Origin of the sequence: Lactobacillus sp. UMNPBX15 (genome assembly GCF_002553785.1) — a bacterium.
Lineage (GTDB): Bacteria > Bacillota > Bacilli > Lactobacillales > Lactobacillaceae > Lactobacillus > Lactobacillus crispatus.
Genome location: NZ_PCYV01000046.1, coordinates 1 through 12,161, shown reverse-complemented (window position 1 = coordinate 12,161; position 12,161 = coordinate 1). Strand labels below are relative to the sequence as shown.

Here is a 12,161-nt window from a genome sequence, read left to right as displayed (position 1 = left end):
ACGCCGAAAGTAGTTGGTGGGCAACTGCCTGCGAGGAAAGGAAGCTGCCGTGCTCAATATGGAGGATTAGCTCAGCTGGGAGAGCATCTGCCTTACAAGCAGGAGGTCACAGGTTCGAGCCCTGTATCCTCCATATCGAGTCGTTAGCTCAGTTGGTAGAGCAACGGACTTTTAATCCGTGGGTCGAGGGTTCAAGTCCCTCACGGCTCATGACCCTATATATGCGGGTGTGGCGGAATTGGCAGACGCGCTAGATTTAGGTTCTAGTGTTTTCGGACGTGTGGGTTCAAGTCCCACCACCCGTATTGCCAACCACATATTGACAATATGCCGATTTAGCTCAGTTGGTAGAGCATCTGTCTTGTAAACAGGGGGTCGTACGTTCAAGTCGTATAATCGGCATTTATATTACGCGGAAGTAGTTCAGTGGTAGAACATCACCTTGCCATGGTGGGGGTCGCGGGTTCGAATCCCGTCTTCCGCTTTCATCAACACGCCGGAGTGGCGGAATTGGTAGACGCACGGGACTTAAAATCCCGCGGTTGGTTTCAACCGTATCGGTTCGACTCCGATCCCCGGCATTGATGATGCGCCCTTAGCGCAACTGGATAGAGTGTCTGACTACGAATCAGAAGGTTGAAGGTTCAAATCCTTCAGGGCGCACTTAAAAACGGGAAATGGCTCAGTTTGGTAGAGCACCTGGTTTGGGACCAGGGGGTCGCAGGTTCGAATCCTGTTTTCCCGATTGTAATCTAATGGTGATTGGTTACATTTTGGCGGTGTAGCTCAGCTGGCTAGAGCGTCCGGTTCATACCCGGGAGGTCGAGGGTTCGATCCCCCCCGCCGCTATAATTGTAAGCTTGGACCTTTAGCTCAGTTGGTTAGAGCAGACGGCTCATAACCGTCCTGTCGTAGGTTCGAGTCCTACAAGGTCCATAATATGGCTTTTATATTAATATCGCGGGATGGAGCAGTCTGGTAGCTCGTCGGGCTCATAACCCGAAGGTCGTTGGTTCAAATCCAGCTCCCGCAATTTGGTCCATTGGAGCAGTGGTTTATCTCGCCTCCCTGTCACGGAGGAGATCATGGGTTCAAATCCCATATGGACCGTAAGATGGCTCGGTAGCTCAGTTGGTAGAGCAAAGGATTGAAGCTCCTTGTGTCGGCGGTTCGATTCCGTCCCGCGCCATTTCATTTTATATTAGGTGCGGGTATAGTTTAGTGGTAAAACGAAAGCCTTCCAAGCTTTAGTCGCGAGTCCGATTCTCGTTACCCGCTTTATATGGGCCTATAGCTCAGCTGGTTTAGAGCGCACGCCTGATAAGCGTGAGGTCGATGGTTCAAGTCCATTTAGGCCCATTGGAGACATACTCAAGTGGCTGAAGAGGCGCCCCTGCTAAGGGTGTAGATCGGGTTATTCCGGTGCGAGGGTTCGAATCTCTCTGTCTCCGCTATATAGAAAAGTAACTGTTCTAGATTAATTTCTAGAGCAGTTTTTTTGTGTACCGAGCGGCATTCTTAGTCCGATGAAAGTGTTAGAACTAAGAGCCAGTAGCAATGATATTATGAGTATGGGACGTTTACAAAGGAGTAAATACCTGCTGAAACAGTAAGGAATTACAAATGCATCGTCTTATATGCAACCGTATGTATAGTGGATGGAAGGAGATGAGTTCGTTAAGTTCTCTCTGCATTGAAAACACGTCATAAGATGTTAAAACCTTAATTTTGAGTTATTGATAAACCTAAATGCATATTATTTTGAATGACTTAATGGCAATTATTACACTTCTTTTGGGTAAAAGTCTTGGACATTGATTCAAGTCAATAATCGTGTATATAACATAGGGAGAGCCGATTGTTTTAAATTTCTTCTTGTATGATCTATATTAAAAAAATAATTTTGTGGGGGATTTCATAGTGATATAAAGAAGCAGTTTAATATGGAACAATTTATAAAGATCATTTAATTAAAGATAAGAGAAGCTGTTTTGCTCTAGCTAATTTGAAGTATTAAGATAGATATAAATGTTTTACAACAAAAAATAAAAAAGTACTTGCATTTTGACTGAATATCTATTAATATTAAATACGTTGTGATTGAGAGATCACAATAGTAATAGCTAATTAAAAAAATAAATAAAAAGTTCTTGACTTTTGAAATGTGATTAGTTATTATAATAAAGTGCTCTTGAGTGAGTTACATGACCCGTTGGTCAAGTGGTTAAGACACGGCCCTTTCACGGCCGTAACATGGGTTCAAATCCCGTACGGGTCATTGCCACAATTTAATTTTTTGGCATTAAGCAATGGAGGATTACCCAAGTGGCTTAAGGGGACGGTTTTGAAAACCGTTAGGCGGTTATGCCGCGCGTGGGTTCAAATCCCACATCCTCCTTAATTGAATATCGCGGGATGGAGCAGTCTGGTAGCTCGTCGGGCTCATAACCCGAAGGTCGTTGGTTCAAATCCAGCTCCCGCAATTTGGTCCATTGGAGCAGTGGTTTATCTCGCCTCCCTGTCACGGAGGAGATCATGGGTTCAAATCCCATATGGACCGTAAGATGGCTCGGTAGCTCAGTTGGTAGAGCAAAGGATTGAAGCTCCTTGTGTCGGCGGTTCGATTCCGTCCCGCGCCATCATCTGGAGGAGTAGCGAAGTGGCTAAACGCGGCGGTCTGTAAAACCGCTCTCTCTGAGTTCGGCGGTTCGAATCCACCCTCCTCCATAATAGGGATATCGTATAAAGGTAGTACATCGGTCTCCAAAACCGCTAGTGTGGGTTCAATTCCTACTATCCCTGTTTACCTTCATGGCGGAATTGGTGAAGGGGTTAACACACTGGTTTGTGGATCCAGCATGCGTGGGTTCGATTCCCACATTCCGCCCTAGTATTGGGATATAGCCAAGTGGTAAGGCATTAGACTTTGACTCTAACATGCGCTGGTTCGAATCCAGCTATCCCAATTCTAAATAATTTCATAACTTATGGCGGTGTAGCCAAGTGGTAAGGCAGAGGTCTGCAAAACCTTAATCGTCGGTTCAAATCCGACCTCCGCCTTATCAACCGAATAAGTTGATTATTTTAAAATTTAATATTATGGCGGTGTGGCGGAATTGGCAGACGCGTCAGACTCAAAATCTGGTGTCCATTACGGACGTATCGGTTCGACCCCGATCACCGCTATTATTATGAAGCGATCCAATTATTGGATCGCTTTTTTTATTTTAAAATGTTAGCATTTTATTATATAAATTGCACATGAATACAGGAATCTTTATAATGCTACATATGGAGGTACTCAAATGAATATTGGTCTTTATACCGATACATATTTTCCCCAGATAAGTGGCGTAGCTACTTCAATTAAAACGTTAAAAGAAGCGTTGGAAAAGCAGGGACATAATGTATTTATTTTTACTACTACTGATCCGAACGTGAAAAAAGGAACTGTAGAACCGAATGTATTTCGTTTTAGCAGTATTCCTTTTGTCTCATTTACCGATCGGAGAATAGCATTTAGAGGACTATTTGAAGCAACCAAAGTAGCTAAAGAAGTCAATCTTGATATAGTTCATACTCAAACTGAATTTGCATTAGGTACTATTGGCAAATATGTAGCTCATCAATTAGATATTCCTGCTATCCACACTTACCATACGATGTATGAAGATTACTTGCACTATATTTTAAATGGGCATTTGCTTCGTCCATATCATGTTAGACAATTTGTTAAAAGCTATTTGAAAAATATGGATGGATGTATTGCTCCTAGTGGCCGAGTTGAAGAATTATTACGGCGCTATGGCGTTCAAATACCAATTAGGGTGATTCCTACTGGAGTAGATTTGCAGGGCATGAACAACGATATTCAACGTGATGTGCGGCAAGAACTTGGAATTGATCAAGATGCGCCTGTAATTTTAACCTTAAGTAGAATTGCAGCCGAAAAAAAGATTAATCATATTTTGAACGTAATGCCTGAAATTATTGATGAATTTCCTAATGTGAAATTTGTTATCGCAGGTGATGGCCCTGATGTTGATGTGTTAAAGGATCAGGTAGAGCGATTAACACTAGAGAATTACGTTATTTTTGTCGGTAATGTAGAGCATGGCGATGTTGGTAATTATTATCGAATGGCTGATCTTTTTGTTTCAGCTAGTGATACAGAAACACAGGGGTTGACTTATATTGAGGCTCTAGCTGCAGGTACGCCATGTGTGGTTTATGACACAGACTATACCGAAAACATTTTTGATCAAGATATTTTTGGGCTGACATTTACTACACAACAAGAAATGTTAGAAGAGATTATTACTTTGCTTAAGCAAGGGACGAAAAGAATCCCGCAGGAACTTTTGCAAAATAAATTACAGAAGATTTCAGCTGATCAATTTGCTAAAAATGTGTCTGATTTTTATCAGTATGCAATTGATCACTATCAAACTAAGCATGATGAGGAGACTAAAAAGAGGAACTAAATGATTAGAATTAATATGTTCTCGCAAGCTGATTCTGTTAAAGGACAGGGTGTAGGTTCAGCTTATAATGAATTGATTAAACTTCTGAGGACGCACTTAGTAGACGAATTTTATGTAACGATTAACAAATATGGCAATAGCGATTTAACGCATTATCACACGATTAATCCAACCTATTACGCAAATAGTTTTTCACCAGCACGTGGCAGGAAGATTGGCTATGTTCACTTTTTACCAGATACATTAGAAGGCTCAATTAAGTTGCCAGGCGTAGCTAAAAAAGTTTTTTATCAATATGTAATTGATTTTTATAAACGCATGGATCAAATTGTTGTAGTTAATCCAATCTTTATTGATAAGTTGGTTAACTATGGAATTGATCGGAACAAGGTTAGATATATTCCTAATTTTGTTTCAAAAACAGAATTTTATGAAGAATCATTGGCCAGCAAAAACGCATTTCGTCATGAATTAGGAATTCCACTTGATAAATTTGTTGTTTTTGGTGATGGTCAAGTACAGGAACGCAAGGGGATCGATGACTTTGTTAAGATGGCACAAGCTAATCCCGATATTCAATTTATCTGGGCAGGCGGTTTTTCGTTTGGCAAAATCACTGATGGCTATGATCATTACAAAGAAATGGTTGACAATCCACCTAAGAATATGACGTTTGCGGGAATTGTAGAGCGAGAGAAGTTAGTTAAGTATTTAAATATTGCAGACTTATTTGTTCTTCCATCATATGATGAATTGTTTCCAATGTCAGTTTTGGAAGCATTCAGTTGTGGAACACCAGTATTATTGCGTGACCTTGATCTTTATAAGGCAATTATCGATGGCTATTATCTAAGCGGGAAAGATTTTGGCGAAATGAATCAAGTATTGCAAAAAGTAGTTGCCAATCCACAAACTTTGCAGAAATACAGCGAATTATCGCGTAAGGCAAGTCAACAGTATTCAGAAGATCATTTAGCTAAAATTTGGGACGAATTTTATCATGAGCAATATGAATTAGGAAAAGAGCTAGGTCAAATACATTAATGAATAAAAAACATTTGTGGGGCATTCTGGTTGTTTTAGCAATCAGTGCCTTTGTGCTATATGCAGATTTAAAAGCTACACCGATATCGGAAATATTACGGGCAGCTCATGGCCTGAATATTTTTGCATTAATCATGGTTTTTGCTTTAATGCTTTTGTCCTATGTATGTGAAGCCGGTATCTTAGCTACTTTAGCTCATCGAAAGAAAGAGCCTAAAAGGTCAGCTTGGTCGTTTTTGCGAATTCCAATTATTCAAGCTCTATTTAATGCAATTACACCAATGTCCACGGGTGGACAACCATCACAGCTAGCCGCAATGATTCAAATGGGCATGGAAGGCGGCCGTTCCACCTCAATTTTGCTGATGAAATTTATTATTTATCAGATCGTTGTTTTGTTTGCCTATGTATTTACAATTATTTTTGGCTTTCACATGGTAATGACTAAGTTCGCTGGTTTAGCAATTTTTATTGCAATTGGCTTTTTGATTCATGTTAGTTCAATTATCTTTTTGCTGGCAATTATGTTTGCTTATCGTTTTACTAAAAAGGCAACTAATTGGTTAATGGACTTGTTGGCAAAAATGATGAAAAAGGAACGAGTTGAGAAGTGGCGTAAGGCTACTTTAGAAAAGATTGATACTTTTTATGCAGAGAGTCAGAAACTAAAAAAAGAAAAGAAGAAATTATTTGTTGCCTCGCTTTTAACAGTATTGCAGCTACTTTTCTTTTACTCCATTCCATTTATGGTATTAACAGCGCTAAATGTACCTTGTTCTTGGTATCAAGTTACGCAAATGAATATAATGATTATCATGTTTATGGCGATCATTCCTATTCCAGGTGCGTCAGGAGGGGCAGAATATAGTTTCCAAACGTTATTCTCCACCTTCATTTCTTCACATGGTGCGTTAATTTTGGCTATGTTTATTTGGCGCTTTTCAACATATTTTTTCGGTATGCTTCTCGGCATCTTAGGCTGGATTTTTAAGCCGAAAAAGATAAAAAGCACAAAAAATGATTAATTTTTATTAAAACAACGGTGTCTTACTAAATTTCGTAGTAAGATAAATTACCGTAATGAGAGGAGCAGAAGCGCGTGGAACACACTAAATCTTTTTTTAGGTGGCTGACACAGACTAAGTTAGGCTTTTTTACGATTGTTTTAGTCTTGTTTTGGCTTAAAACTTATTTTATCTATTTAACTAAGTTTAATTTAGGAGCAGTTGGTCCAATGCAGCAATTTTTATTGCTGATTAATCCGATTCCTTCAGGGATGCTTTTGCTGGGAATTGGGCTATTTTTTAAAGGACGTAAATCCTATTGGATTATTTTAGTTATCGATTTTTTGCTAACACTGTGGTTATTTGCCAATATTTTATATTATCGCGAATTTTCAAACTTTTTGTCATTTTCAATTATTAAGACATCAGGCTCGACTTCCGATAATTTGGGTAAAAGTATTGCAGGAATTACACTAACTAGCGATTTTTTAGCTTTTGCTGATATTGCTGTAATTATCGTGTTATTGGCGACCAAAGTAATTAAGATGGATGTTCGTCCACTGAAGCTAAAAGTTAATTTGTTAATTGAGGCTTTGGCTGTCAGCTTAATGGGACTGAATTTATTGATGGCCCAAAATGATCGTTCTGGACTTTTGACGAGAACTTTTGATAATAATTACATCGTCAAATATCTGGGAATCAATGAATATGCTATTTATGATGGCTATAAGACAGCACAAACTAGTGCACAGATGGCCAAAGCTAATGTTTCTGATTTGAAGTCTGTTAGAAACTATTTAAAAGAAAATTACGTTAAACCTAATCCCGCTTACACCGGCGTGGCTAAAGGAAAAAATGTGTTAATCATCCATTTGGAAAGTTTTCAACAATTTCTGATTGGCTACAAATGGAAAGGTAAAGAGGTAACGCCAAATCTGAATAAGATTTATCATCAAAAAGACACCATTAGTTTTGATAATTTCTTTAATCAAGTAGGACAAGGCAAGACTTCTGATGCCGAAATGATGCTTGAAAATTCTTTATACGGACTACAATCAGGTAGTGCAATGTCTACGTATGGTACTTCTAATACTTTTGAAAGTGCTCCAGCCATTTTGCATCAACAAGCTGGTTATACTACTGCTGTAATGCATGGTGGTGCTGGCTCCTTCTGGAATAGAAATAATGCTTATAAGTCATTTGGCTACCAATACTTTATGCCACTGTCTTTCTATCAGAACAAACCAAGCTACTATATCGGATATGGCTTAAAAGATAAAATTTTCTTTGATCAGTCAATCAAGTACATTGAGCGTTTACCACAACCATTTTATTTAAAGATGATTACTGTAACGAACCACTATCCGTATAATATCGATAAAAAGAATCAGACGATTGATAAAACGAATACTGGGGATGAAACAGTTGATGGTTATGTGCAGACCGCGCATTATTTAGACCAAGCAATTGGTGAATTTATGCGTTGGATGAAGAAGACGGGCCTAGATAAGAAGACACTAGTAGTATTTTATGGTGATCACTATGGAATTTCAGGTAATCACCATAAGGCTAGTGCAGAATTGCTTAAGAAAGATTCGTTTAATGACTTTGATAATTTGCAGTTCCAGCGAGTTCCTTTGATGTTCCATATGAAAGGACTAAAGGGTGGCATTAATCACACCTACGGCGGTGAAATCGATGTTTTACCAACCTTACTGAACTTGCTGGGGATCAAAGACAAAGATACGATCCAATTTGGCTATGACTTGCTAAGCAAAAATGCACCGCAAATTGTAGCACAAAGAAATGGTGACTTTATCACTCCGGAATATTCTAAGGTGGGTAGCGATTATTATGACACCAAGACGGGCGAAAGGATCAAACCTAATAAGAAATTAAAAGAAAAATTAACTGCAATTTCTAACACCGTAACTACACAGCTGTCTTTGTCAGATCGTGTAATTAATGGCAATCTGCTCCGATTCTATAAACCAAAATGGTTTACTAGAGTCAAGCCGAAGGATTACGACTATAACAAGGCGCCATCTTTAAAACGTTTGTTTGATGATCCAAGCAAAACTTCACTGTGGTATCAAAATCATCGTAAAACGACGCAAAAAGATTTCAAGACAGATGCGCCTGAACTAAAAAAATAACTGCAAAAACTAGTAATTTGTGATAAACTTGGTAAGTAAATCGTATGTGTGTATTGGAGGCAGCGCATTGTATAATTTAGTTATGACGCTACTAATCATTGTTTCAATCTTAATTGTCATTGCAACAATGATGCAGCCACAAAAACAACAAGATGCATTGAACGCCTTATCTGGCGGTGCCGTTTTTAGTGGGCAAACCAAAAAACGTGGTTTTGAAGCATTTATGGAAAAGGTAACCTCAGTTTTATTGGTACTCTTTTTCGTCTTTGCTATTATCTTAGCTTATATGTCTTCAAAATAAATTTTGTACCTCCCGATCAAAATATGATGGGGAGGCTTTTTTTATTAAATTTAAAGATCGGAGAATAACTGCATGGCACAAAACGAAAAAATTTTGGCCGGCGTTTTAGAAATTTTTCGCCATAATCCACAAAAACAATTTCGTGTAGATCAAATTGAACGTGAAGCACGTCGTGATAGATTAGGTAATTTTACTGAATTAATTAAGGCTCTTTCTTTTTTAGAGCACGATAAAAAGATTATTACAGATGGCAAAGGACAATACCAATTAGCTCAAGAAAATACTGAAGTTGAAGGTGAATTCAGAGCTAATGATAAAGGCTTTGGCTTTGTTAGATTAGATGATGAAAATGCGGACGACGTCTTTGTTGCCGCAGATTATACCAAGTATGCCGTTAATGGTGACCGAGTAAAAGTAAAGATCACTGCTGGTGGTAATCCTTGGAATGGTAAAGGACCAGAAGGTCAAGTTGAAGAGATCCTTGAACATGGTTTGGAAACGTTAGTTGGTGAATTTCATCCGCTAACTGATGAGCAAAGAAAAATCAGTCATTTTATCGGCTATGCTTTGAGTAACGATAAAAAGTTGCATAAATACCGAGTTTATTTGTCTGAAAATGGCTTGATCCCTCAAATGGGCGATATGGTTAAGGTCTCAATTAAGGATTATCCAGATGAGGAAAATCCTGAGTCAATGACTGGTGCAGTAGTCAACATTATTGGTAATAAAAATGACCCTGGTGTTGACATTATGTCAATTGTGGCAGCACATGATGTAAGAACTGAATGGCCTGAAGATGCAATGGCGCAAGCTAATGCTATTCCTGATCATGTTACTGAAGAGGAAAAAAAGGGTAGAGTAGATATTACTGACCAACCTGCAGTCACTATCGATGGGGATGATTCTAAGGACTTTGACGATGCTGTAGTTTTATGGAAAAAGCCTAACGGCAATTATCACCTTGGTGTTCACATTGCGGACGTTTCTCACTATGTGACAGAAAATACGCCGTTGAACGAAGAGGCATTTGCTCGTGGCAACAGTACTTACTTAGTTGATCGGGTAATTCCAATGCTGCCATTTAGACTTTCTAATGGAATTTGTTCCTTAAATGAAGGCGTGGACCGGCTTGTTTTGTCATGTGACATGGAAATTACGCCAGAAGGTAAAAGAGTAGGTTATAAAATTTATCCTTCTGTCATGCGCTCACATGGTCGAATGACCTACAACAAGGTTAACAAAACTCTTAAGGGCGAAATGAATGGTTTAGAGGATAAGTATGTTAAACTCCGACCAATGCTTGAAGAAATGGCAGATTTGCATGCTGCTTTGTATAAACAACGTCATCAACGTGGTGCTATTGACTTTGAAGAACCAGAAGCAAAAATTATTGTTGATGATCAAGGCAAGCCAACAGATATTGTTTTGCATGAACGTGGTACTGCCGAAAAGATGATCGAATCATTTATGTTAATGGCTAATGAAACCGTGGCCGAAGATTTCTTCAAAAAGCATGTTCCATTCTTGTACCGTGTTCACGAAACACCAGATGCCGAAAGAATCAAGACTTTCTTTGAATTTTGTAGCGCATTTGGCTTGAATATTCATGCGGATCCAAATAATGTTAAGCCAATTGATTTACAAAAAGTAGTTTCTAAAACTACAGATACTCCAGAGGAAGCTGTAGTACAAATGATGATGCTACGTAGCTTAAAGCAAGCGCATTATTCAGAAGAAGCACTGGGACACTTTGGCTTAGCTGCAGAATACTATACTCACTTTACTTCACCAATTAGACGTTATTCTGACTTGATGGTGCACCGGATGATCCATGCATATCAAGACCAGGGGACTAATGAAGAAGTGCAAAAGCATTTTGCTAGTTACTTGCCAGATGTTGCAGAACAAACTTCAACGCAAGAAAGACGTTCAATTGATACTGAACGTGAAGTAAATGACTTGAAGATGACAGAATATATGGCCGATCAAGTGGGGCAACACTTTGACGCGGTAGTATCTTCGGTAACTAGTTTTGGGATGTTTATTCAATTACCAAATACGATTGAGGGATTAATCCATATTTCGAATTTGACTGATGATTTTTACAGTTTTAATGAAAAATCATTGACGCTAACTGGTCGAGGTACTCATAAGCAATATAAGGTAGGGATGCCAATTAAGGTAACCTTGATTAATGCTAACGTTGAACAACATCAGTTAGACTTTGAAATATATGATCCTAATGCGCCTAAGCATGAGCATAACGATCGCGGAATGAATAATCGTCGTCGTGGAAACCGTGGCTTTCGCAATAATCACGGACGCCGTGGTGGTCAGTTTAATAATCACAGCGATCATGGCCGTGGCCGAGGTAATGGAAACCGTGGAGGTCGGAGAAATTTTAAACATTAGGGATTGATCTTAATGAAAAAAGAAAAAGAAGATAATTTAATTGCACAAAATAAAAAAGCACGACACGACTATTTTATTAAGGAAACATTGGAAGCAGGAATTGCTTTAACTGGAACCGAAATTAAGTCTGTACGAGCTAGAAGAATCAACTTGCGGGATGGTTATGTGCAGATCGTCAACGGACAAGCCTGGCTAGAAAATGTTCATATTAGTGAATATAAGCAAGGCAATCGGTACAATCATGAACCACTACGTAGTCGGCGCCTTCTTTTGCATAAAAAAGAAATTGCACGTTTGGCCAAAGCACAATCAGAGCGTGGTATTGCAATTATTCCACTTAAAGTGTATTTAAAACATGGCTTTGCCAAGGTATTGATTGGTGTTGGCCAAGGTAAAAAGGAATATGACAAACGGCAAACAATTAAAGAAAGAGACCAGAAGCGCGATATTCGACGCAAGTATGGTGTCTAAAATGAGTCTGAGAAGAATCTCAGACTTTTTTTGTTGAAAAATTTAAAAAAAGTTTTTTTAATTTTCACAAAGTAATGTTCGAACAATTTGAAGAATGCAGAGAAAATCAAGTTAAATGTTTTTTAAATTATTATAGATACGAATAATAGTATTAAGATACGTTTGATATTGAAATATTCATATTAAAAATCCGAACGAAGAGCAAGACTTGCCAAAGCGGAGAAAATAAGGTAAATTAATAAAGTCGCTTCGAGAGATGCGACGAGAGCTTAAAAACAGACATGTAAGG

At 38.6% G+C, this 12,161-nt stretch carries 7 protein-coding genes and 27 tRNA genes; all 34 read left to right on the top strand.

The genetic code is table 11. The features are described 5' to 3' along the window. Nucleotides 1-60 precede the first annotated feature (60 nt). Nucleotides 61-133, top strand: a tRNA-Val gene (locus CP366_RS09735). A gap of 4 nt (nt 134-137) precedes the next feature. Continuing rightward, a tRNA-Lys gene (locus tag CP366_RS09730) sits at nt 138-210 on the top strand. Nucleotides 211-223: 13 nt separating this feature from the next. Next, a tRNA-Leu gene (locus CP366_RS09725) sits at nt 224-305 on the top strand. Nucleotides 306-329: 24 nt separating this feature from the next. Next, nucleotides 330-402: transfer RNA gene (locus CP366_RS09720), tRNA-Thr, on the top strand. Nucleotides 403-412: 10 nt separating this feature from the next. Then, nucleotides 413-484: transfer RNA gene (locus CP366_RS09715), tRNA-Gly, on the top strand. Between the two features lie 11 nt (nt 485-495). Next, a tRNA-Leu gene (locus CP366_RS09710) sits at nt 496-581 on the top strand. 8 nt (nt 582-589) lie between these two features. After that, nucleotides 590-663: transfer RNA gene (locus CP366_RS09705), tRNA-Arg, on the top strand. 8 nt (nt 664-671) lie between these two features. Continuing rightward, a tRNA-Pro gene (locus CP366_RS09700) sits at nt 672-745 on the top strand. A 30-nt stretch (nt 746-775) separates the two neighbouring features. Next, nucleotides 776-849 (top strand) — tRNA-Met (locus CP366_RS09695). Nucleotides 850-862: 13 nt separating this feature from the next. Then, nucleotides 863-936: transfer RNA gene (locus CP366_RS09690), tRNA-Ile, on the top strand. A gap of 23 nt (nt 937-959) precedes the next feature. Next, nucleotides 960-1,033: transfer RNA gene (locus tag CP366_RS09685), tRNA-Met, on the top strand. 3 nt (nt 1,034-1,036) lie between these two features. Then, a tRNA-Asp gene (locus CP366_RS09680) sits at nt 1,037-1,110 on the top strand. A gap of 6 nt (nt 1,111-1,116) precedes the next feature. Further along, a tRNA-Phe gene (locus CP366_RS09675) sits at nt 1,117-1,189 on the top strand. An 18-nt stretch (nt 1,190-1,207) separates the two neighbouring features. After that, nucleotides 1,208-1,278: transfer RNA gene (locus tag CP366_RS09670), tRNA-Gly, on the top strand. A gap of 6 nt (nt 1,279-1,284) precedes the next feature. Then, a tRNA-Ile gene (locus CP366_RS09665) sits at nt 1,285-1,359 on the top strand. Nucleotides 1,360-1,361: 2 nt separating this feature from the next. After that, nucleotides 1,362-1,451 (top strand) — tRNA-Ser (locus CP366_RS09660). Between the two features lie 755 nt (nt 1,452-2,206). Beyond that, nucleotides 2,207-2,278 (top strand) — tRNA-Glu (locus tag CP366_RS09655). 33 nt (nt 2,279-2,311) lie between these two features. Next, nucleotides 2,312-2,398: transfer RNA gene (locus CP366_RS09650), tRNA-Ser, on the top strand. Nucleotides 2,399-2,409: 11 nt separating this feature from the next. Continuing rightward, nucleotides 2,410-2,483, top strand: a tRNA-Met gene (locus tag CP366_RS09645). 3 nt (nt 2,484-2,486) lie between these two features. Beyond that, nucleotides 2,487-2,560 (top strand) — tRNA-Asp (locus CP366_RS09640). Nucleotides 2,561-2,566: 6 nt separating this feature from the next. Beyond that, nucleotides 2,567-2,639 (top strand) — tRNA-Phe (locus CP366_RS09635). Between the two features lie 6 nt (nt 2,640-2,645). Continuing rightward, nucleotides 2,646-2,727, top strand: a tRNA-Tyr gene (locus tag CP366_RS09630). Between the two features lie 4 nt (nt 2,728-2,731). Next, nucleotides 2,732-2,802: transfer RNA gene (locus CP366_RS09625), tRNA-Trp, on the top strand. 12 nt (nt 2,803-2,814) lie between these two features. After that, nucleotides 2,815-2,887 (top strand) — tRNA-His (locus tag CP366_RS09620). 7 nt (nt 2,888-2,894) lie between these two features. Continuing rightward, nucleotides 2,895-2,966 (top strand) — tRNA-Gln (locus CP366_RS09615). Nucleotides 2,967-2,989: 23 nt separating this feature from the next. Continuing rightward, nucleotides 2,990-3,060 (top strand) — tRNA-Cys (locus CP366_RS09610). A gap of 41 nt (nt 3,061-3,101) precedes the next feature. Further along, nucleotides 3,102-3,186: transfer RNA gene (locus CP366_RS09605), tRNA-Leu, on the top strand. Nucleotides 3,187-3,305: 119 nt separating this feature from the next. Beyond that, nucleotides 3,306-4,484, top strand: coding sequence for a glycosyltransferase family 4 protein (locus tag CP366_RS09600; RefSeq protein WP_057726956.1), 1,179 nt, complete (start codon nt 3,306-3,308; stop codon nt 4,482-4,484). Further along, nucleotides 4,485-5,528 (top strand): glycosyltransferase family 4 protein, encoded by a 1,044-nt coding sequence (locus CP366_RS09595; RefSeq protein ID WP_005721128.1) that lies wholly within the window; start codon nt 4,485-4,487, stop codon nt 5,526-5,528. Then, on the top strand, nt 5,528-6,553 hold the full coding sequence (locus CP366_RS09590; protein ID WP_057726955.1) for a lysylphosphatidylglycerol synthase transmembrane domain-containing protein: 1,026 nt from the start codon (nt 5,528-5,530) through the stop codon (nt 6,551-6,553). The genes CP366_RS09595 and CP366_RS09590 overlap by 1 nt, the downstream gene beginning before the upstream one ends. Before the next feature lie 74 nt (nt 6,554-6,627). Then, complete coding sequence (locus CP366_RS09585; protein WP_089148091.1) at nt 6,628-8,688, top strand: LTA synthase family protein; 2,061 nt, start codon at nt 6,628-6,630, stop codon at nt 8,686-8,688. 67 nt (nt 8,689-8,755) lie between these two features. After that, a complete protein-coding gene (secG, locus tag CP366_RS09580; RefSeq protein ID WP_005722499.1) occupies nt 8,756-8,989 on the top strand; it encodes a preprotein translocase subunit SecG in 234 nt (77 codons plus the stop codon). Nucleotides 8,990-9,061: 72 nt separating this feature from the next. Further along, a complete protein-coding gene (gene rnr, locus CP366_RS09575) occupies nt 9,062-11,401 on the top strand; it encodes a ribonuclease R (protein ID WP_013085895.1) in 2,340 nt (779 codons plus the stop codon). Nucleotides 11,402-11,413: 12 nt separating this feature from the next. Beyond that, entirely contained in the window at nt 11,414-11,872 is a 459-nt protein-coding gene (gene smpB, locus CP366_RS09570) for an SsrA-binding protein SmpB (RefSeq protein ID WP_005721136.1), read from the top strand. The last annotated feature ends 289 nt before the right edge of the window (nt 11,873-12,161 follow it).